Annotated in this window: 18 protein-coding genes; 7 read left to right on the top strand and 11 right to left on the bottom strand. The window is 41.8% G+C overall.

Going from position 1 to position 21,281, the window contains the following annotated elements; genetic code table 11:
* Positions 1-11 precede the first annotated feature (11 nt).
* The 6 genes from WG905_RS18730 to WG905_RS18705 form a co-directional block, all read right to left on the bottom strand.
* Positions 12-1,424: a calcineurin-like phosphoesterase C-terminal domain-containing protein gene (locus WG905_RS18730; protein WP_339593292.1), complete on the bottom strand. Its 1,413-nt coding sequence runs from the start codon at positions 1,422-1,424 to the stop codon at positions 12-14.
* Between the two features lie 23 nt (positions 1,425-1,447).
* A complete protein-coding gene (locus tag WG905_RS18725; protein ID WP_339593291.1) occupies positions 1,448-2,635 on the bottom strand; it encodes a phospholipase D-like domain-containing protein in 1,188 nt (395 codons plus the stop codon).
* A gap of 53 nt (positions 2,636-2,688) precedes the next feature.
* The gene (locus WG905_RS18720) at positions 2,689-3,969 is read right to left on the bottom strand and encodes a DUF5689 domain-containing protein (protein ID WP_339593290.1); all 1,281 of its coding nucleotides are present in this window, start codon (positions 3,967-3,969) and stop codon (positions 2,689-2,691) included.
* Between the two features lie 10 nt (positions 3,970-3,979).
* Positions 3,980-5,473: a SusD/RagB family nutrient-binding outer membrane lipoprotein gene (locus tag WG905_RS18715; RefSeq protein ID WP_339593289.1), complete on the bottom strand. Its 1,494-nt coding sequence runs from the start codon at positions 5,471-5,473 to the stop codon at positions 3,980-3,982.
* Between the two features lie 16 nt (positions 5,474-5,489).
* A complete protein-coding gene (locus tag WG905_RS18710; RefSeq protein ID WP_339593288.1) occupies positions 5,490-8,726 on the bottom strand; it encodes a SusC/RagA family TonB-linked outer membrane protein in 3,237 nt (1,078 codons plus the stop codon).
* A 109-nt stretch (positions 8,727-8,835) separates the two neighbouring features.
* Complete coding sequence (locus tag WG905_RS18705) at positions 8,836-10,428, bottom strand: glycerol-3-phosphate dehydrogenase/oxidase (protein ID WP_339593287.1); 1,593 nt, start codon at positions 10,426-10,428, stop codon at positions 8,836-8,838.
* Positions 10,429-10,681: 253 nt separating this feature from the next.
* Here WG905_RS18705 and WG905_RS18700 point away from each other — a divergent pair, with 253 nt between their 5' ends.
* Complete coding sequence (locus WG905_RS18700) at positions 10,682-11,446, top strand: DeoR/GlpR family DNA-binding transcription regulator (protein WP_339593286.1); 765 nt, start codon at positions 10,682-10,684, stop codon at positions 11,444-11,446.
* Between the two features lie 40 nt (positions 11,447-11,486).
* Here WG905_RS18700 and lpxB read toward each other — a convergent pair whose 3' ends face one another.
* The 5 genes from lpxB to acs form a co-directional block, all read right to left on the bottom strand.
* On the bottom strand, positions 11,487-12,596 hold the full coding sequence (gene lpxB, locus WG905_RS18695; protein ID WP_339593285.1) for a lipid-A-disaccharide synthase: 1,110 nt from the start codon (positions 12,594-12,596) through the stop codon (positions 11,487-11,489).
* Positions 12,596-12,862, bottom strand: coding sequence for a stationary phase survival protein SurE (locus tag WG905_RS18690; protein ID WP_339593284.1), 267 nt, complete (start codon positions 12,860-12,862; stop codon positions 12,596-12,598). The genes lpxB and WG905_RS18690 overlap by 1 nt, the downstream gene beginning before the upstream one ends.
* An 8-nt stretch (positions 12,863-12,870) precedes the next feature.
* On the bottom strand, positions 12,871-13,659 hold the full coding sequence (surE, locus tag WG905_RS18685; protein WP_339593283.1) for a 5'/3'-nucleotidase SurE: 789 nt from the start codon (positions 13,657-13,659) through the stop codon (positions 12,871-12,873).
* Positions 13,660-14,105: 446 nt separating this feature from the next.
* Positions 14,106-14,291, bottom strand: a complete 186-nt coding sequence (locus WG905_RS18680) for a CsbD family protein (protein ID WP_339593282.1) — start codon at positions 14,289-14,291, stop codon at positions 14,106-14,108.
* A gap of 67 nt (positions 14,292-14,358) precedes the next feature.
* The gene (gene acs, locus WG905_RS18675; RefSeq protein ID WP_339593281.1) at positions 14,359-16,254 is read right to left on the bottom strand and encodes an acetate--CoA ligase; all 1,896 of its coding nucleotides are present in this window, start codon (positions 16,252-16,254) and stop codon (positions 14,359-14,361) included.
* A gap of 247 nt (positions 16,255-16,501) precedes the next feature.
* On the opposite strand from acs, the gene rpmB reads away from it, so the two are divergent.
* The 6 genes from rpmB (at position 16,502) to bshC (ending at position 21,281) form a co-directional block, all read left to right on the top strand.
* Entirely contained in the window at positions 16,502-16,735 is a 234-nt protein-coding gene (gene rpmB, locus WG905_RS18670) for a 50S ribosomal protein L28 (RefSeq protein ID WP_108554931.1), read from the top strand.
* Between the two features lie 41 nt (positions 16,736-16,776).
* A complete protein-coding gene (gene rpmG / locus WG905_RS18665; protein WP_008242799.1) occupies positions 16,777-16,959 on the top strand; it encodes a 50S ribosomal protein L33 in 183 nt (60 codons plus the stop codon).
* Between the two features lie 36 nt (positions 16,960-16,995).
* Entirely contained in the window at positions 16,996-17,163 is a 168-nt protein-coding gene (locus tag WG905_RS18660) for a DUF4295 domain-containing protein (RefSeq protein WP_339593280.1), read from the top strand.
* A gap of 72 nt (positions 17,164-17,235) precedes the next feature.
* Positions 17,236-18,198 (top strand): signal recognition particle-docking protein FtsY, encoded by a 963-nt coding sequence (gene ftsY, locus WG905_RS18655; protein WP_339593279.1) that lies wholly within the window; start codon positions 17,236-17,238, stop codon positions 18,196-18,198.
* Positions 18,199-18,313: 115 nt separating this feature from the next.
* The gene (gene rimO, locus WG905_RS18650; protein ID WP_339593278.1) at positions 18,314-19,648 is read left to right on the top strand and encodes a 30S ribosomal protein S12 methylthiotransferase RimO; all 1,335 of its coding nucleotides are present in this window, start codon (positions 18,314-18,316) and stop codon (positions 19,646-19,648) included.
* Positions 19,649-19,694: 46 nt separating this feature from the next.
* Complete coding sequence (gene bshC, locus WG905_RS18645; protein ID WP_339593277.1) at positions 19,695-21,281, top strand: bacillithiol biosynthesis cysteine-adding enzyme BshC; 1,587 nt, start codon at positions 19,695-19,697, stop codon at positions 21,279-21,281.

Below are 21,281 nucleotides of genomic sequence, written 5' to 3'. Positions count from 1 at the left end.
TAATGCACTCCTTAAGCTTCCATCTCTGCTGTATATTTTTGCCCAAAGCGGTCTATAGCTTCTACCCGTACTTTTTTAGCGGCAGGACTGAAATGTGCCATAAATAAATGTTCTGTCTTTCGGGGTTCAGCAAATTTACGCCTTTCTGGGAGATGGCTGCCTCTATACAGTGTAACCGCAGCAGGGTCATAACCTTTTAAATTCTCCATCGATCCCATTTCCTTACCATCAACAAAGTATGTCACTTTCCATTCAGGATCATAATTCCACACATTTGCCAGCAAACGCATCTGGCCAGTCAGCTTCTCCACAAAAACATTCACTTGTTTATCCTTAGGCTCACCTGTAGATTTATAATACCATTGCAGGTCTGTACCATTTACTTCATAAACACCATAACCCCGCGGCGTTCCGTCTTCGCAGATCGGGCCTGTCCACCAGGCACCGCATACAGTTCCATGATTATGTTCATAAATGCCATTCGTAATCACGTTTTTATTGTAATGGGTATGCCCCGACATGATGTGAACATGCTGATAACCTTTTAAGATGGCATATAAGGCTTCGTTATTTTTGACACCACTATGAACCGGAATATGCAGGTTGATGATGATAAGCTGGTCTTTTGCAACATACTGCAGGTCTTTTTTAAGCCAGCTCAGCTGTGCTTCACTGATATAGCCATCGTAATTTCTTTCTGTACCCAGGTAGCGTACATCGTCCAATACCACATAATGTGCCTGTCCGCGGTTAAAAGAATAATAACTTGGTCCGTAAAACTCTTTAAATGTCACATCAGCGGTTTCATCCCCGCCTTTTCTGTAATCCATGTCATGGTTACCCAAGGCCTGGAAAAATGGAATTCCCATTAGATCCACGGCGCGATTATAGTCAACAAACAAAGCATGGTTATCCCACACAATGTCACCTACACAAATGCCATGGATCAATGCGTCTTTCCCCATTGATTTCACCAATTGCTGCACATCAGGAACAGAAGTTTCCATCAACTGTGCCACATCCTTTTTATTCTTGATCTGGGGATCTGCCCAGATGATGAAATGATGTTTACCATCGTCACGGCTTAAGGGCTCAAGTTCAAAATCAAACTGATTTTGGCTCCCCAATTTTTCATATTGACGGGCAATCTGTGCTGTCGTTTTAAAGGCATAACCCGCAGGTGTGCTCATAAAAAGATTGGTGGCCAGGCCGTTGACTTCTATGCTGTAGTTCCCACGGGCATCAGTCAGTACAACCGCATAACCATCAGAAATAACTACATTAGCTATGCCTTTCTTCCCCGAACGCACATTTCCTTTAATAACCTTGTTCTGTATTAATCCATCGAAGGCATTAGTTTGTAAACTAATAAATGCAGCGCCGGTAATTAAACCAAATTTTTGTATAAACGACCTTCTGTTCATCTGTATGCAGGTATTTCAGCGTATTAGTTAAAAGTATTTTTTAGTTTTAGGTAGTAATCCTGGTAGTCTTTAAACATCGGATTGTTCTTCAGCAATAAAATCACCTCATTATTTGACCTTAATGCATTTGTAGTGAAATTATGTGTTCCAGTCACAATAACCTCGCTGTTTTGGCCATCAAACTTACCCTTTATCAGCATAAACTTTGTGTGAATGTTGATGGGCAGCACCAGTATTTTAACATAAGCACCTTTTGATCGCAGTAGCTCCAGGTCTTTCTGAACCAGCGCTCCCGCAGATGATTTTGCAATCACCTCTACTTTTACGCCTTTATCCAATAATTCGATTAGTTTTTTCACCGTTACAATACGACTGTCTACCCAGTCTGACATTCCTACCTGTACCGTTGCATTGCTGAAGTCGGAGATTTTGTCGAGGATTTCCAGTATAGTATCCCCGCCATCAAATACACCATTCGTTAAGCGTGGAAAAAAATAGGCATTGAGGTTTTTGTCTGCAGATTCAAACACCTGGTAGTTAAAGTTCTTCATGCCACTGGTGGCATATTTTTTAATCGTGTTCCAGTTGCTTAGAAATGCATTGTAATAGGCTTCATCGCTAATGATCACGGCATCCTGAATTTTCTTCATATCAGCCGCTGTCCAATTACTTGAACTAGCGAAAACTACATTTTTTGCTACACCTTCATTCTTGATATCAAGCGCAGAGAATAACACAAATTTATGGTGATTGATACTGCCGCTCGCGCCAGACGACACATCATTATTTACAATGGTTAAACTGGAATTGCCGGTAAGGATGGGCTGCAGGCGTTGAATGGCATCAACATTGGTTGCCATACTTTCATCACGACTGTGGTCAATGAGCACATGGATATTGACACCCCGTAAATGTGTACGGATAATGGCGGCAATAATTGGTGGGTAGTCAAAAAGATAAATACCCACATAAATGGTTGATCCTGTTGAGGAAGCATCAAAATAGGTAATCAACTGGTCTAATATTTCAGGAGAGTTTTGAACCCTCAGCTTCACCTTTTCAGGATCAGTAAACAGCACTTTATTTAAAGTTACGGCTACTTTTGGTTCTTTAATTTCTTCCTGACTTTCTTTGCTGCAGCCTGCAGAGCTAAAGATCAGCAGCAACAATAGCGCATAGACAGCTAGATTTGGTAAAGGTTTTGTGATCATGACAGGGCTGAATTAAAAAAAATCTGGATGGCTTTAAGCCATCCAGATCAGATTTAGTTGGAGTAAATGGCTATATCTTCGATACTTAATCTGCCATTATATACGTTCGGGATACTTGTGGCTCCCAAACCTAACTTGTTAATTCTGAATCTCACGTTTCCTTTAATATTTAACAGAAACGTTTCTTGTCTTGAACCGCCGCTTTGCGCTTTAACATCAGGACCAGCAGCTAACCAGGTCTTGCCGCCATCAACTGAATATTCAAGTCTGAACGTGCTGATCGCATCGGTATAATATGCGCCGTGCCATAAGGTCACTTTAGATGCACCATTAGCCAAATCAAAATTCATCTGCAACAGCGCAGAAACGGTTAGGTTTTGGTTGAACCTGATGGCCTGAAGCCCTGGTGCATTGAACCTGTCTCTTGCTGCCGTATTTCCAAAAATAGAATGCAACATCTTCCAGTTTCCAGTCTTCAATTGAACATTATTATCGGGTACCTCTGGTGTATTCATATTGTAAGAACCTTTGAAAGAAGCATCCGGCGACTCGAAGCTTTCTGGCCAGCCTGGATAAATCGGACCGCTGGAATTTGATACGTCAGCCTGCGTACGCAATCTTACCTGTTTGGTGGCACCGAAACTACCATCAGCATTTCCATAAACAGGAATCACGGTATACGTAGCACTTGCCGGCATACTATTACCAGCAAAAGTGGCATCAGCATGTGTATAAAGAGAGATTGTACTTCCTGATCCATCATCTAATGTTTTGTCACCGGCATAGGTATCACCAGCCACAGGAAGTGGTTTGGTGTCTGCAGTAATTTTTACCAGGGTATTTTCAAAGGCAGAAAAGTTTTCTGCCAGCGCACCCATAGATACTGATCGGGATACCATTGCTTTCCCTGAGGCGATCTTGGTAATATTACCTGCACTCAGTCCTTTGATCTGCAAAGACGCTCCGGTTTTAGATAATGTACCACCTACAACATCAACCACTACAGAGTCGCCCGGCTCAAAAGGAACTTCAGCTGCACCCAGGTCGATCAGCAAACCTGCCATCTGGCCCCTATCGAGACTCTGAATGATCAGGCTTCCTTTAGGGAAGTTCTTACCGCTCAGGTTAGAGATCACAATACCTCCTGTTTTACTGGCCCCTGTTAAGGATTCAGCAGTGATCTTAAAGTCTGTACCCTTGTAGAGCTTCTTCACAACGAAGATGGCCGCCACAGGATTCTCCTTTCCAAGAGAAGGATTGACATCCTTCTTACAGGCATTAAATACGATACCGCAAAGTATAAGGGCGGCTAGAATTGAATATATCTTTTTCATATCTGATTTCTTAATCTTGTTTATTCCACCAAACTTTGGTGTTCAAATCGTCTGCTCCAAATAAAGTCAGCGCACTGGTGTAATTCGCTGCATTAAGCGACTGTACATAAACTGGGTATTTTAACCTTGAAGGCATTAAACCCCCGTTTTGAAGGCCTTCACCTTTAGGAAGGTTAGGGTGCCCTGTTCTTCTGTATTCAAACCACTGTTGAAAATCAGTAAAGAACAACGTGTAGTACTTTTGCAAATGAATCTTGTCCATTTTTGCATCCATACTTTCTGCTTCACTCCACAAAATATCAGGATTTGCCAGGTGTCCCGCAGGAACCTGAGCACCCCAGAATGTAATGGCGTTATTTACACCATTCTCATAGTAGCTTCTCGCGTTTCCAGGAATATATCCCTTTAAGGCAGCTTCAGCCAGGATGAATTGTAATTCCGGGTAGTTCATGATACTTCCCAACAATGGATCATTCATTAAAGCGGTATTGTAAAGCGATCCACGTTCAGGAATTTTGCCCCTGGTGTAACCACTTGGAATCCCGGAATAGGTACCGCCAGCAACAGTTGCCCAGTTAGCACGACGTGGGTCATTCCATCCGTTTAGCGTGTTAACGAAAAACTCGCTTAATCCGTTATCACCGTTGAAGTCGTTGTTACGGAAAGTATTAAATGCAGACACATAAGGAGGTGTAGTGGTATAACGTACAACTGCTGACTCCTGGTTATTGCTGAATAGTGGATATTTTGCAGGATTCGTTACCACTTCCTGCATTTTGGCTACAGCGCCTGAGCTGTTTTTCCCCGAAGCACGCATTAACAAGCGCAGGTAGATGGAGTTACCAAACTTACGCCAGTTTGTAATCACCTGTGCAGAGCCAACCGCAACGGTTGTTCCTGATGGCAAATTTCTACCATAAACAGGATCGTAAGCTAATTGCTCCAGGGTCATTGGTGTGCCTTTCGACAGCAAGTCATTGGCCTCTTCCAATTTAGCGAACAGAGATTTGTAAATACTTTCCTGTGTATCGAATTTCGGCTGGTATAATCCCTCTTTGCCTTTGTTCGAATCACTGTAAGGTACATCGCCAAAGGTATCAGTAATCAGGGAACTCACATATACATCACAAATCAAGGCAATCCCCATAAAGGTATTGTTATTCAAATCTACTGCACCTGTATACATATCCCTGAAGTTGGTTAACTGCTGATACCAGTTATTCCACATGTAATCCGATTCACCTGGGCGCACCACATAGCGATGAATCTCATCACTGTCAATGGTCGTCACATGCACCTGCATTAACTCATTATTAATACGCAGTGCCCTGTTGTTATTTCTGGTCACTACATCCCACAATGCAGGTGTTAGCAATGCCTCTGGTAAGGCTGCAACACTCGCATTTGGGTTAGTGTTTAATTCTTTGAAATCCTTTTTACACGATGTTGTTAACATCATTCCCATTGTTAAAAACAGCAGGAAGGTTTTATATCTTATATTCATGATATGCTATCTAAATTTAAATGCCTAAGCTAATATTTACACCAAAAGTTCTGGTTGCAGGAAACTGACCTGATTCGAAACCAGCGGTAACATCACCTGTAGCGCCTATACTTCCCACCTCTGGATCAAAGGCTGGCCAGTTGGTAAACATTAATAAATTACGCCCGTAAACGCCAATAGTTGCGCGTTGTAAGCCTAAACGTTTCACCTGTTTAGCAGTAAATGAGTAGTCTAAACGTGCTTCACGGAACTTGATGTAGTCTGTACTGAAGATGTTGGATTCTACGTTATCACGAACAAAGTGTGCTTTGTAGTAAGCACCGATGTTACTAGCCACAACTGTATTCGGACTGTAAGTGCCATCAGGGTTTAATACTACCCCATCACCTACGATACCATTATAACGACCTGGCAATGTTTTCTTTAATTTACCTTCTTCAGCTAGAACCGAATGTGTTAAACTATAAGCTACACCACCAAACTGCGCATCAAACAATACATTTAATTTGAAACGGCCATAACCAAAGGCTGAACCTAAACTTGATTTATAAGGTGAAGTGGAGTTACCAAGGTTTTGCGTAGTTTCACCTAATACTGGATAACCTTTCTCATAAATGATCTGTCCATCAGGTGAACGACTGTAACCTAAACCATAAATATCTCCCATGGCACCACCAACACGAGCTTCGATCGTACCTCGGGGACCTGACGATAATACGAGTGAACCTATATCATCTGTAAGCTCAAGCACCTTATTCCTGTTTAAGGAGAATGTACCAAACATGTTCATCTTGAACCCTTTTTTACTTTTGAATACATCACCGTTTAGTTGAACCTCTAAGCCGCTGTTGGTTACTTTACCTACGTTAAGAATGACAGAGCCATATCCCGATGCATTATCGATCCTTGATGGAATAATCTGGTCTTTAGTATCGTTTTTGTAAACAGCAACATCGATGTTAAGTCTGCTCTTAAATAAACGTAAGTCTAAACCTAATTCATAACTCGTAGTCATTAATGGCCTTAAGTTTGGATTAGCAATAACGGAAGGATTTTCTAAACCGCCTGGAAATAAGGTAGGATTATAGAAGAACGATGTTTTGTATGCTCCAGTTGTACCACTTCCAGCCTGAGCTGCAGAACCGCGTACCTTCAGGAAGGAAATGGCTGAAGGTAGTTCGAATGCTTCAGATAAAACGGCACTCAGCCCTACTGAATAATAATCAAAAGAAACATTATCAGTAGAAGTTGGGGTAGCTAAAGTACTTACCCAGTCATTTCTATAGGTCAAGTCCATGTATAAGAACTTGTCATAACTTAAAGATCCCAAGCCGTAGAAACTGTTAAAGGAATAATTGTCGCGCCTCGGCAAAGTCACTACTTGATTTTTGGCATTCGCAAAGCTGAAGATACCCGGGTATAACAACTGATCTGCACGCAGTTCATCTCTGATGTATTTGTTCGTCATCTTACTACCACCACCCGTTACGCTATATTCAAATTTAGAACCGATGGTATTGTTATAACGAAGCAAGAAATCACTGTTAACTTCCTGGTTATAGATATTTTGGGTACGGTACATCCCTGTAGCAAACTTATTGGAGTTAAACGGACGTTGTTGAGATCTTTCTTCGTAAGATAAATCTACTGAAGTACGTAGCATTAAACTTAAATTGCTTAAAAAGTTATAAGTTGCACTCACATTTCCAACCACGTTATTACGGTTAGATTTGTTTAACATCTCATTAGCAATCAAATAAGGATTATCTAGTAAGCTACTGAATGGACGGTTCTGAGCTCGACCTTCTTGTCCTGGCAACCAGTAATCTTTGAACCATTCAAGATCCATATTCGGCGCAAGGCCCCTGACGAAATACATGATGGTTTGGTTGTTATAACCTGTGGAAGGCAAATTGTCAGAATACTTATTCGTGTAATTTACTTTACTGGCAATCTGTAATTTATCAGTCAGTTTATTGCTTAAAGACAATGCTACTGAATTACGTGTATACCCTGTATTGGGAATAATCCATTTGTTCTGTAAATTAGTTACTGATAAACGGGCAGAAGTTTTATCTGTTCCACCGTCTAAGGATACACTGTTGGTAAACGTAGTTCCTGTCTGGAAGAAATCCTTGTGGTTATTTTCGTAAGGCACCCAAGGCAAACGCGTTGCGCTGGTCGTGCGTGTAACCGGGTCATATTGAAAGTATGATTGACCATCAAATTTTGGTCCCCATGCAGAACTTGTACTTCTCGTACTTGCGCCGTCTACTGTTGCTAAATAGGAATAATACAAATCCTGACCAAGATCACCTTGTCCATATTCGTACTGATATTCTGGCCAGCTGCTTACGTTCTCAATGGCTGTGTTGGAGTTGATGCTTACACCAATTCCCTTTTGCCTAGTCTTACCCGATTTAGTCGTAATGATAACCGCACCATTTCCACCTCTGGAGCCATATAATGCTGTTGCTGCCGGGCCTTTAAGCACGGATACACTTTCAATGTCTTCAGGATTGATGTCAGCTAAACCATTACCAAAATCCGAAGGTGAATCACCTGAAAGGTAAGATCCGCTGCCACCACCTGTTGAACGACCACTACTGCCGCTGGTGATTACTCCGTCAATCACCACCAATGCGGCACTTTCTCCTGACAGAGAGTTTTCTCCACGTAAGATAATCTTGTTAGTTCCTGCAGGGCCACCACCTGATTTTACCAGATTTAAACCTGCCACTTTACCACTTAAGGCATCCGTCCAGTTATTGGATATGGCATTGGTCAACTCTTCATTTTTTATCGTAGACACCGAGTATCCTAAGGCTTTCTCCTCACGTTTGATACCCAAAGCCGTTACCACAACTTCATTTAAAGCACTTGAAGATTCTGTTAAACGAATAACCAAGTTTTCCTGGTTGGCGTTGATCAGTCTGCTCCCTGTGGTATAACCGATCATGCTAAAACTAAGGGTTGTTCCCTTTGGCACCCTCAGGTTAAAACCACCTGTGTTGTTGGTTGTGCCTAAAACCTTGCGGTTCCCATCCACGATGGTTACCCCAGGCATTGGTTGCCCATCTGCCTCGTCCACTATCGTTCCTTTTACCGTCAGGTTTTCCTGAATCTGTTGCTGCCACGCTACCGCATGGGGAAATGCTTGTGCACTTGACGGCCACTGAATTGCGAATGCAAACAGAGCCAACCCGGCCATACAACGGCCAGCTTTCAACCGCTGATTAAAATTCATGTTCATACTTGGTTATTTTGCTTGTTTGTTTGTTGTGTAAGTTTTTCAACCTTTCGGCTTATTTGTTTTTCTGCTGCCAGAATCTTTTTGTATTTATTTTTAAAATTGACAGGTCTTAAGAAGCCTTTGAAACTGCTGGTGTATATTTCAAAAGATACTGTTCCACCAATGTGCTGAAGTCCGCGACCTGTGCTGTTACCCACTGCTGATCTCTTCCGAGCTCTGCTGCCATCACCTCAGCGACTGCAGGTGCCAGTTTCCCTGCTTTTTCGGCGTCTAAAAACAGGATTCTGCTTCTGCGCGCCAAAACGTCTTCAACGGTTCTTGCCATTTCCTGCCGAATCATCCACAGTACCTCTGCTTTTACCATCGAATAATCAGCATGCAGTGGCTCAGCGGTTTCAGGATTAGTTTTCATGGTTTTTCTCAACCCGGCGGCATCTGTACCATAGACAGCAAAACTGCCTTTTTCGGCCTTTCCATGTCCACCATGAATGATCACATTTTCAGTAATGCATTTTGCAGGCTGCAGCTGTCCTAAAGCGATTGCCCGGTTAATAGTATCCTGGGCCATCTTTCTATAAGTGGTCCATTTACCGCCAGTAATGGTAATCAGGCCCGAATCACTGACGATCAGCTTGTGGCTTCTTGAGATTTCCTTGGTGCTGGCGGTGTTTTTACCCGGCGCTGCCAATGGTCTGAGGCCCGCAAATGCAGACAGGATATCTGCGTGAGTTGGTTTTTTAAGCAGGTAATTTCCTGCAGTTTTTAAGATAAACTCAATTTCTTCTGCTAAGGGCTTAGGTTCCATACTGTGCGAATCAAGCGGCGTATCCGTTGTGCCCACCAAAACTTTCCCATGCCATGGCACAGCGAAAAGTACCCGTCCATCATCCGTCTTTGGAATCATCAACGCGGTATCACCCTTTAAAAAGGAGCGGTCAAGTACAATATGGGCACCCTGGCTAGGGCGTACCAACGGCTTTCCCGAAGGCACATCCATCTTTAAAATATCATCAACAAAAACGCCTGTGGCGTTAATAACTGTTTTTCCTTTAATTTTATAGCTTTTCCCTGTTTCCAGGTCTTCAGCAACAATACCTTCGATGGCACCGTTCTCATTTTTGTTAAGTGCATTTACGCGAACATAGTTGAGCATTACCCCCCCAAATTCAGCAGCAGTCTGCGCAAGGTTAATCGCTAACCTTGAATCGTCAAACTGACCATCACTGTAACTCACTCCACCCATCAGGTTCTTTTTAGACAAGCCCGGGATGGCTTCAACAACTTTAGCTGCAGAAAGCCATGAAGATTTCCTGAAGCCGCTATTGCCTGCAAGCAAGTCATAAAACTTTAAACCCACCAAATACATTAACCTGGATTTCCAGTTATAGGTTGGAATAATAAATTCCTGATCATGAACCAGGTGTGCAGCATTTTTCAATAACAGTCCGCGCTCGTGTAAAGCCTCGTATACCAGGGCTACATCACCCTGCGCAAGGTATCGCACCCCGCCATGAACCAATTTCGTGCTCCTGCTGGAGGTACCTTTTGCAAAATCTGACTGCTCTACCAATATAGTGCGATAACCCCTGGTGGCCGCATCTACCGCCGCTCCCAAACCTGTGGCCCCGCCTCCTATAACGATTACATCCCATTCTTTTTCTGCTGCTAATTGTTCGATGGATGCGGTTCTGTTAAATATCATCTTTTCAAATTGTTTTATTTAAGATTCTTAAAAGTTTTAAACGAAACCTTTAATACCGAAACGAAAGTAATAACAATAACTTGATAATAGAAACGAAATTAAATGATTATTTCTTTTTTTGTTATTTTGATGTTAATTTGGTCTTCATTGGAGCTGGAAATGAAATCAACCCATCATATTTTCCTCACCTTTACAAAACAAGTTTTATGCAGATGAATATTATCGGTATATTATGCACCATTAATTACAACATATGATTAGTATCACAGAGAGACATCAGTACATCTTAAATAAGATTCAAAATGAAGGGCGTTTGGATGTCCAAAGTCTATGTAAGGAGCTCGACGTTTCCTCTGTAACAATCCGTAAGGATTTGAAACTCCTGGAGGATAAGAATTTATTATACAGAACACATGGTGGTGCGACATTAAAGAATCCTTATGCAGCAGATAGGCCGGTGAATGAAAAACAGCACCTGCAGTCGTCAGAGAAAGACAGAATTGGTATCGTGGCCGCATCGCTGATTGAAGAAAACGACAGCATTATCATCGCTTCGGGAACATCTGTACTGTCCTTCGCCCGAAATATAGTCCCTAAGGGTTCTTTAACAGTGATTACTTCTGCTTTAAATGTAGCACTTGAACTACTGAATCAACCGCAAACGGAAGTGATACAATTAGGCGGACTGCTCAGAAAGTCGTCTTCTTCGGTAACCGGCCCTTATTCTGAAAATATATTGCAGGATATTTTCTGCAGCAAATTATTCCTGGGTGTCGACGGGATAGACCTGGATGTGGGCCTAACGACGACCAGTGCGCTGGAAGCACATTTAAACCGTCAAATGATTGCAGCTTCTCAAAAAATCATCGTTCTGGCAGATTCTACAAAGTTTGGCAAACGTGGTTTCGGGAAGATCTGCGGCATCGAACAGGTGGATCATGTGATTACCGACAGCGGCATTTCTGAACAAACGGTGAAAGCATTAGAAACCTTGGGCATCAAAGTAACGATTACTTAAAAAAACCTGCCAGTAATAAAGCGATCTGCCAACACGAAAACTATCTTGCTTCCAACGAACGAATAATTAATTGCGCGGTTTTTTCTGAAGCGCCAGGCTTCCCCATTTTAACCGCCAGGGCTTCATATTCCTGTAATTGGAGGGCCCTGTGCTCACCTTTTAACAATGGAGAAAGGCAACTGTACACTTTGGCAGGATTACAATCTTCCTGTATAAGTTCTTCCACCACTTTTTTATCCATGATGAGATTAACCAGGGAAATGAACCGGATTTTCACCAGCATTCGGGCAATGGCGATGCTGATGCGGCCACCTTTGTAAACAACAACCTGCGGAACCTTAAAAAGCGCTGTTTCCAGGGTGGCTGTGCCTGAAGCTACGACCGCTGCAGTAGCACGATGGAGCAAATCGTAAGTCTGGTTAAATACCAAACTCACGTTCTTATCACCAATAAATTGCTGATAATAGGCCTCGTTAAAAGCTGGTGCGCCTGCAATGACGAAATGATAAGCTGGCAACTGCCCTGTTAAACTGAGCATGACCGGCAATAGCCTTTCAATTTCCTGCACACGGCTGCCGGGCAATAAAGCAATGATGGGCTGATCGGGAATCTGGTTCTCCGCAACAAACTGAGGGTCAGGATTAAACCGGGAAATCTCATCCAATAAAGGATTGCCGACATAATCCACTTCCATGCCCCAGCTTTTATAAAAATCAACTTCAAAGGGTAAAATACAAAACATTTTATCGACCACTTTCTTGATTTTCAACACCCGCTTTTGGTTCCAGGCCCATACTTTGGGCGAAATGTAATAATACACCAGGATTCCTTTTTCTTTGGCGAAATCAGCAATCTTAAGGTTGAAACCAGGGAAATCAATCAGGATCAGCACATCCGGCTGGTAAGCCAGGATATCCTGTTTACAGGTTTTCATGTTTCTTAAAATGGTACGCAGGTTCAATACCACTTCGGTAAAGCCCATAAAAGCCATATCCGAATAGTGTTTCACCAATTCCCCACCTTCCGCGAGCATTTTATCACCACCAAAGAACCGGAACGCCGCATCGGCATCGTTCTCCTTTAAAGCACGCATTAAATTAGCACCATGTAAATCTCCCGATGCCTCTCCTGCAACCAAATAATACCGCATTATTGACGAATTTTATAAATGAAAAAAGCCAGTCCCCAGATAAAGGTCGCACTTAAAACGCCCCTGCCTGTATTTTCTTTATTGATTTTGAAAAAGACTTTTAAAAGAATGGCATTGATGCCGATGCAGCCAATTAAAAGCAGGTCGGCTTTCGCCAGGTACGCTACCTGCTGCATAATGAACCAGGTGATACCAATCAAAACGCCGGGCACAAGCATGCCGATGCCAAAGCCTATCCAGACGGTGTCTTTAATTTTCTTAAACATCGAGATCCTTAATTTTCCTTAACATCAAAGTCCCATGTATTTAAAACCGGGATAGCATGGTGTGCGGTAAGGTCAAACTGAACAGGGACCACTGAACAATAACCATGGTCCAATGCCCATACATCCGTATCCTCTCCTTTGTCGTTATTCTGAAATACACCTGTCAACCAGTAATAAGGTCTTTCATGTGGATCTTTACGTTCATCAAACTCCTCCGCCCACTTGGCATTGGCCTGTCTGCATACTTTAATCCCTTTGATATGATCACCCTTGGGGAAATTAACGTTTAAAAGCGTTGCGGCTGGCAAACCATGCTCCAGTACCTGCTCACAAATGGTATGTACAAACTTTTTGCAGGGCTCAAAGTCAGCTTCCTGAGAAAAGTCATCTAATGAAAAACCGATAGAAGGAATAGATTCAATGGCCCCTTCTACTGCGGCAGACATAGTGCCTGAATAAATCACATTAATGGAGTTGTTTAAACCGTGGTTGATTCCCGAAACACAGAGATCAGGCTTTTTACCCTTAAATATAATGTTCACCGCTAGTTTTACACAGTCTACAGGTGTACCGGAACATTTATACATTTCTACGCCTTCATATAAATCTACTTTATCAAAGCGAAGTGGCTTACCGATGGTAATGGCGTGTCCCATTCCTGATTGTGGCCCGTCTGGCGCAACAACCACTACATTACCTAGCTTCTGTACTACTTCAATGAGGTTTTTAATGCCGGGAGCGGTAATTCCATCGTCGTTGATGACTAATATAGTAGGTCTTGCTTGCTGTTTCTTCATGCAGATATGGATGTGTTACTGGTATGTTTATAATTCTGAAAGAAACAAAAATACAAGATTTACATAGAATAAGTTGCAAATCAGTTAGTTTTCAGTGAGGGAACACTTGATGTTTACCAACAGCTAACACTGGGCTCACACCGTTATCGAACCGGGCTTTCATCGGTTTTCCGGTACCAGGTCGGTAGCAGGCCCCTATCAGACCGGTGTTCGTAAGGCCTTATTCTTTAGCTTTCGGTCATCGTTGGCTTAATGAACAGCAAAGATATCATACACGTAGATTAACGCTGGGGATCATCATGGCCGGGTGAATTAAACAAGAAAAGGCCCGGAATGATTCCGGGCCTTTTCAGTCAATGAGTTAATTCTGTATTGTTTTGCTAAGAATTAGTTAAGCTGCAATTTAAAATACCTTGGCCAAAACAGTGATTAACTTTTCTATCGAATTAGAGAGATCTTAACCAATCGACAACTTCTTCTCTTGTTTTTCCGGTTTTTTGTTGTAACCGTCCATACAATTCGTCGTCTTTGCCCTCTTCATATTTCAAATCATCATCGGTAAAATCACCATAAGCTTGCTTAACTTTACCCTTAAGTTCGTTCCATTGACCTTTCAATTCTAACTTATCCATGAGTCTATCTTTTAGTTATCAATTCTGTTGATTGATTTAATAACAGTTGACTTATGGAATTGTTTGCTTAAACTTTCTTTGCGCTGCCTATAATTTCATCTACCACAGCTGGATCCAGTAAGGTACTGATGTCACCCAGATTGGATACATCACCTTCGGCAATCTTTCTTAAAATTCTGCGCATGATTTTTCCTGAACGTGTTTTTGGCAGGCCAGTTACAAATAAAATTTTATCTGGCTTAGCAATCGCGCCAATCACACGGGTTACCGTTTGCAGGATGTCTTTTCGTGTCAGGTCCACATCGCCATGGGGATTGGGGTAAATTACAAAGGCATAAATCCCTTGTCCTTTTACTTCATGTGGATAGCCCACAACTGCACTTTCTACTACACCGGCGTGCATATTGATTGCGTTTTCCACCTCTGCCGTTCCAATTCTGTGACCGGAAACATTGATCACATCATCTACCCTGCCGGTAATCTTGTAATAACCGTCTTCATCCCGCATACAGCCGTCGCCAGTAAAATACAGGTTCTCATAGGTAGAGAAATAAGTTAGCTTACAGCGCTCGTGATCTTTATAAAGTGTACGCAGCATACCCGGCCATGGAAATTTGATACATAGATTACCATTCACGCCATTTCCTTCAATTTCCTTGCCCTGCTCATCAACCAATACAGGTTGTATCCCTGGCAAAGGTAAAGTTGCATAAGCGGGTTTTGTTGGGGTAACAAAAGCAATTGGAGAGATCATGATGCCACCGGTTTCTGTTTGCCACCAGGTATCCACAATCGGCGCTTTCTTCTTGCCGATGTTTTCATCAAACCAATGCCAGGCTTCCTCATTGATAGGTTCGCCTACGGAGCCTAAAACCCTAATAGAACTTAAGTCAGCCCCTTCCAGCGGTTCGTCGCCGAAGCTCATTAACGAACGGATAGCCGTTGGTGCCGTGTATAAAATATTGACTTTATGTTTTTCTACGACTTCCCATAGCCTTGATGGTGTAGGGTAAGTTGGGATTCCTTCGAACATCAGTGTGGTTGCCCCTTGTGAAAGCGGGCCATACACAATGTAGGAGTGACCTGTGATCCAGCCAATATCTGCTGTACAAAAGAACACCTCATCAGGCTGGTAATTAAATACGTTGGAAAAGGTATAACCGGTGTAAACCATGTAACCCCCTACGGTATGGGCAACACCTTTTGGCTTGCCTGTAGAACCGGAAGTGTATAAAATAAAGAGTAAATCTTCTGCGTCCATTTCCTCTGCAGGACAAAACGTATCGACCAGTTTAAGTTCATCTTCAAACCATACATCACGGCCTTTTAACATGGATACCGGTGTGCGGGTATGGGTAAGCACGATCACACGTTCTACGGTCGGACAACCGATTAAAGCATCATCAATAACTTCTTTTAACTGAATTTGTTTGTTACCTCTAAAAGAGCCATCAGCGGTAATCACCAGCTTACACTCCGCATCATTGATACGGTCAGCAATTGATTTAGCGGAGAAACCGCCAAACACAACAGAATGTACGGCGCCAATACGGGCACATGCTAAAACAGCAATAGCAAGTTCTGGCACCATTGGCATATAAACGCAGACACGGTCGCCTTTCTGGACGCCGTTTTTCTTCAATACATTGGCAAATCTGCAAACCTGCTCATGTAATATTTTATAGGTAAGGGTAACACTGCGCTTCTCAGGGTCGTTTGACTCCCAGATAATGGCAGGTTTATCGCCGCTTTTCTCCAGGTGGCGGTCAAGGCAATTTTCAGTGATATTTAATTTACCGCCTTCAAACCATTTGATATTGGGTTCACTGAAATTCCAGGTCAATACCTTATCCCATTTCTTTCTCCATAAAAAAGTGTCGGCTATTCCCGCCCAAAATTCCTCAGGCTGTTCAACGCTTAATTGGTACTGTTCTTTGTACTCATCCAAAGATGTAATTTGCATAATGTGGTTCAATTTTTATTAACTCAAGATTCAAATATAGGTTTATTTAAAAGCTATATGAAAGTAAATAGCCATAATATAAGTGTTTTTTCTAACTTTGTGACCAAGAAAGAAGGCTTGTGAGAAGGAGAAACACAATATTTTGAAAATTATTGAACACTGTCTTGGTGGTTACGATTATTATTTGGATATTTGCACACTCTTAAAAAAATAAGCGACTAATAATTAACAACATATATTTAAAGGCATGTCTAGAGTTTGTGATTTAACCGGAAAAATGGCGATGACAGGTTTTAATGTTTCTCACTCAAACGTTAAAACGAAGCGTAAGTTTTATCCCAACTTACAACTTCAGAAATTTTATATTCCTGAAGAAGATCGTTGGATAACACTGAAAGTATCTACTTCAGCTATCAAAACCATCAATAAAATTGGTATTACTGAAGCAATCAACCGCTTCGTGAAAAAAGGATTTTTGTAAAAACAATTGCAGGTAAATAACCTGTTAACAAGTATAATAAAATGGCAAAGAAAGGTAACAGAGTACAAGTTATTCTAGAGTGTACAGAGCATAAAACTAGCGGCATGCCTGGTATGTCTAGATATATCTCTACTAAAAACCGTAAAAACACTACTGAAAGATTAGAATTGAAAAAATTCAATCCAGTATTGAAAAAAGTAACCGTACACAAAGAAATTAAGTAATACGTTTAGTATTTCAACAATACAATCTATTAGATCATGGCAAAAAAAGTAGTTGCAACCCTTAAGACGGGTAATGGAAAAGAATATTCAAAAGTTATCACGATGACTAAATCACCTGTTACAGGTGCATATTCTTTCAAAGAAGTTATGGTTCACAACGAACACGTAAAAGAAGCTATTACTGCACCTCAGGGAGGCAAGTAATCTCAATATTTTATAATATTAGAGCCGTCCCTTCTAAATGGGAGGGCTTTTTTTGTTTTTCTAAACATTCGTATGGGTTTATTTGATTTTTTCAAGAAAAAGGAGTCCGCTCCGGAAGCCAGGGAAGCACTGGACAAGGGATTAGAGAAAACGAAGATTGGTTTTTTAAATAAAATCACTAAAGCTGTTGCCGGAAAATCAACAGTGGATGATGATGTGCTCGATAACCTGGAGGAGGTACTTGTGACCTCTGATGTGGGTGTTTCCACTACACTAAAAATTATTGACCGCATACAGGAACGTGTAGCGAAAGACAAATATTTATCTACCTCCGAGCTTCACCGCTTATTAAGAGAGGAAATTCAACTGCTGCTGGCAGAGAACAACAGTAACGATTTCCGTAAATTTGAATACGGTGATCACAAGCCTTATGTGATTATGGTGGTTGGCGTAAATGGTGTTGGTAAAACAACCACCATTGGAAAACTGGCACATAAACTTAAGGCAGAAAACCTGAAAGTAGTGCTTGGCGCTGCTGATACTTTTCGTGCTGCTGCTGTGGAGCAAATTAAACTTTGGGGCGAGCGTGTTGGTGTACGTGTTGTTGCTCAGGCCATGGGTTCTGATCCTGCTTCCGTTGCTTTCGATACTTTACAATCTGCCGTTGCCAATAAAGAAGATGTAGTGATCATCGATACTGCTGGTCGCCTTCACAATAAAATTGGATTGATGAACGAACTTGGAAAGATTAAAAATGTGATGCAAAAGGTAATCCCGAATGCACCCCATGAGATTCTCCTGGTTCTTGACGGATCTACCGGCCAGAATGCTTTTGAACAATGTAAACAATTTACCGAAGCTACTGACGTGAATGCCCTCGCCATTACCAAATTAGATGGTACGGCTAAGGGTGGTGTGGTGATTGGTATTTCTGACCAGTTTAAAATACCTGTAAAATATATTGGCGTGGGTGAAAGTGTGAACGATCTCCAGCTGTTTGATAAAAAAGCTTTCGTTGATAGCTTATTTGATTAATAGTCGTCATCCCGGACTCCGTTCCGGGACCTATTTAACGGATCCCGGAACGGAGTCCGGGATGACGATTCAAATACATTAAATACTTCCGGATTCCGGAATTTAAATACAAATCATGAATACTAAAGTCACCTCCAAAATAACACCTGTTAAAAAGCCTAAAATTAATGTCATTACCCTGGGCTGCTCAAAAAACATCTACGATTCGGAGGTTTTAATGGGTCAATTACGCGGAAATAATATGGACGTGGTTCATGAATCTGATAAAGTTGGAAAAGATGATATCATCGTTATCAACACCTGTGGCTTTATTGACAATGCCAAACAGGAATCAATTGACACTATATTACAGTATAGCGAACTAAAAGAAGCAGGTAAAGTTGGAAAAGTTATTGTAACAGGCTGCTTGTCTGAACGCTATAAACCTGAGCTTGAAGCTGAAATTACTAATGTTGATGCATATTTTGGGACCAACGATTTAAACAACATCCTCCACTCCCTTGGTGCTAATTACAAACATGAACTGATTGGTGAAAGGTTGTTAACAACACCTTCACATTTTGCTTATTTTAAAATTGCTGAAGGCTGTAACCGTCCTTGTTCTTTCTGTGCTATTCCGTTAATGCGTGGTAAACATGTTTCCCGCGATATGAACGAGCTGGTAAACGAAGCAAAGATCCTGGCGGCCAATGGTACCAAAGAATTGATTTTAATTGCACAGGACCTTACTTATTATGGTCTTGATATTTACGGCAAACGTAACCTTGATGAATTGTTAAGACGCCTTTCTGATGTCAATGGCATTGAATGGATCAGGTTGCAATATGCTTATCCTTCCGGTTTCCCTATGGAAATCCTGGATGCCATGAACGAGCGTGAAAACATCTGTAAATACCTGGATATGCCTTTACAGCACATCACAGATAATATGTTAAAATCGATGCGTCGTGGTATCACCAAACAGAAAACCATCGATATCGTTAACCAGATCAGGGATAAAGTTCCAGGAATAGCCATGCGTACCACCTTAATTTGTGGTTACCCTGGTGAAACTGAACAAGACTTTGAGGAAATGCTGAGTTGGGTGGAAGATACCCGTTTTGACCGTTTGGGTTGCTTCACTTATTCTCATGAAGAAAAAACACATGCTCACCAATTGGTAGATGATGTGCCTGCAGAGGTTAAACAAGAACGTGTAGATGCCATTATGGAATTGCAACAAGGTATATCTTTCGATATTAACCAGGAAAAAATCGGTAATACCTATAAAGTTTTAATCGACAGAAAAGAAGGTGATTACTTTATTGGTCGTACGGAATTTGACTCTCCTGAGGTTGATAATGAAGTTCTAATTGATGCAAGCACGGGTTATGCCGCAAATGGCAGCTTTGTGAAGGTGAAAATTGACCGTGCAGAAGATTTTGATCTGTATGGACAAATTGTAAAATAAAGATTGGGGGCTGTGAATTATAGTTTATTAACTTAAATTCGTACCGATGCTTGCCAAATACATATCTTACAAAGACACCAATTCCTTTTCCACTATTGTATTAGATTACTTAGACGGGAAAGACGTCCTCCAGCCTTTCTACCAATATCGCCCGGACATCACTGGCTTTAAGCAGGCCATTGCCCAGGAAAACAGGAATTTGAACAGGGAACTTCTTGTTGAAGTATTGCAAAAGCAATATGCAGGCATGACGATCACGGAGCAGGTAGCTGACCATATCCAGCTGCTGGGCGATAAAAAAACTTTCACCATTACGACTGGTCACCAGCTCAATATTTTCACCGGTCCTTTATATTTCATTTATAAAATCGTGACGGCCATTAATCTGGCCAGAGAATTAAAACAGCAATTTCCGGAATATAACTTTGTCCCACTTTACTGGATGGCTACCGAAGATCATGATTTCGAGGAAATCAACCATGTAAAGATTGAGGATAAAATGCTGAGGTGGGAAAAGCAAGCTGCAGGTGCAACCGGCAGATTAAATACCCAGGATATCCAGGATGTGCTTGGTACTTATAAAGGTTACCTCGGCATCAGCGAAAATGGTGAAAAATTAGCCGCTCTGGTAGAGAAAGCATATGGCGGTCATCAAACCCTGGTTGCCGCAACAAGGGAATTGGTCAATGGTTTATTTGGTGACCAAGGCCTGATTTGCCTGGATGCCGATGAACGCTGCTTAAAACAACAGTTTGCTCCTCTTGTGTTCCAGGACATCACCGAACAAAACAGTTTCAGAAATATCAGTGCGGCCAATGAAGCCCTGGAAGTGAGTGGCTATAAACCACAGGTGAACCCCAGAGAGATCAATTTCTTTTACATGACCGACCAGCTGAGGGAACGGATCATTGAAGTTGGTGGTGAATACCAGGTCAATAACACCTCCATTACCTTTACCAGGGATACCCTGAAACAAGAAATCAATAACTTTCCCGAACGCTTTAGTCCCAATGTGGTCATGCGGCCTTTGTATGAGGAACTCATTCTGCCCAACCTTGCCTATATTGGGGGTGGTGCCGAAGTAACCTATTGGCTGCAGCTTAAAAGTAATTTCGACTTTTATAAAATCCCATACCCTGTATTGCTCCTTCGCAATTCTGCCATGGTCATTGATACACAGAGTGCCCGCAAAATGCACATCCTCGGCATCAGTTACAAAGATCTTTTCCTGACGAACATAGAATTGAAAAACAATTGGATCAAAACTCATGTCAATTTAGAGTTGAGCCTGGAAGATGAGCGCAGGGCCATTACCACCCTGTTTGACCACATTAAACTGGATGCCTACAAAATTGACAAAACGCTTTCTCCATCTGCGGACAGTGCGAAAACTAAAGCCATAAAACTCATTTACAACCTCGAAAAGAAAATGCTCCGCGCTGAAAAACGCAAGCATGTGACTTCTCTGAACCAGATAGACGGTTTAAAAAACAGGCTTTTTCCTTCCGGTGTATTACAGGAAAGGGTAGTCAACATTGCACCTTTGTACATTATCTATGGAGACGATTTCCTCCAATCCCTCCTGGATGGATTTCAACCTTTGAAATTTCAATTTACAATTCTTTATGCTTAA

Source organism: Pedobacter immunditicola (assembly GCF_037482985.1).
In the GTDB taxonomy this organism is placed as follows: Bacteria; Bacteroidota; Bacteroidia; order Sphingobacteriales; family Sphingobacteriaceae; genus Pedobacter; species Pedobacter immunditicola.
Note: the sequence above shows the minus strand (reverse complement) of the source record. Positions and strands in the feature narration are given on the sequence as shown.

Coding starts and splice junctions, on each gene's coding strand:
- WG905_RS18730 (WP_339593292.1), bottom strand. CDS start 1,424: ATGAACAGAAGGTCGTTTATACAAAAATTTGGTTTAATTACCGGCGCT.
- WG905_RS18725 (WP_339593291.1), bottom strand. CDS start 2,635: ATGATCACAAAACCTTTACCAAATCTAGCTGTCTATGCGCTATTGTTG.
- WG905_RS18720 (WP_339593290.1), bottom strand. CDS start 3,969: ATGAAAAAGATATATTCAATTCTAGCCGCCCTTATACTTTGCGGTATC.
- WG905_RS18715 (WP_339593289.1), bottom strand. CDS start 5,473: ATGAATATAAGATATAAAACCTTCCTGCTGTTTTTAACAATGGGAATG.
- WG905_RS18710 (WP_339593288.1), bottom strand. CDS start 8,726: ATGAACATGAATTTTAATCAGCGGTTGAAAGCTGGCCGTTGTATGGCC.
- WG905_RS18705 (WP_339593287.1), bottom strand. CDS start 10,428: ATGATATTTAACAGAACCGCATCCATCGAACAATTAGCAGCAGAAAAA.
- WG905_RS18700 (WP_339593286.1), top strand. CDS start 10,682: ATGATTAGTATCACAGAGAGACATCAGTACATCTTAAATAAGATTCAA.
- lpxB (WP_339593285.1), bottom strand. CDS start 12,596: ATGCGGTATTATTTGGTTGCAGGAGAGGCATCGGGAGATTTACATGGT.
- WG905_RS18690 (WP_339593284.1), bottom strand. CDS start 12,862: ATGTTTAAGAAAATTAAAGACACCGTCTGGATAGGCTTTGGCATCGGC.
- surE (WP_339593283.1), bottom strand. CDS start 13,659: ATGAAGAAACAGCAAGCAAGACCTACTATATTAGTCATCAACGACGAT.
- WG905_RS18680 (WP_339593282.1), bottom strand. CDS start 14,291: ATGGATAAGTTAGAATTGAAAGGTCAATGGAACGAACTTAAGGGTAAA.
- acs (WP_339593281.1), bottom strand. CDS start 16,254: ATGCAAATTACATCTTTGGATGAGTACAAAGAACAGTACCAATTAAGC.
- rpmB (WP_108554931.1), top strand. CDS start 16,502: ATGTCTAGAGTTTGTGATTTAACCGGAAAAATGGCGATGACAGGTTTT.
- rpmG (WP_008242799.1), top strand. CDS start 16,777: ATGGCAAAGAAAGGTAACAGAGTACAAGTTATTCTAGAGTGTACAGAG.
- WG905_RS18660 (WP_339593280.1), top strand. CDS start 16,996: ATGGCAAAAAAAGTAGTTGCAACCCTTAAGACGGGTAATGGAAAAGAA.
- ftsY (WP_339593279.1), top strand. CDS start 17,236: ATGGGTTTATTTGATTTTTTCAAGAAAAAGGAGTCCGCTCCGGAAGCC.
- rimO (WP_339593278.1), top strand. CDS start 18,314: ATGAATACTAAAGTCACCTCCAAAATAACACCTGTTAAAAAGCCTAAA.
- bshC (WP_339593277.1), top strand. CDS start 19,695: ATGCTTGCCAAATACATATCTTACAAAGACACCAATTCCTTTTCCACT.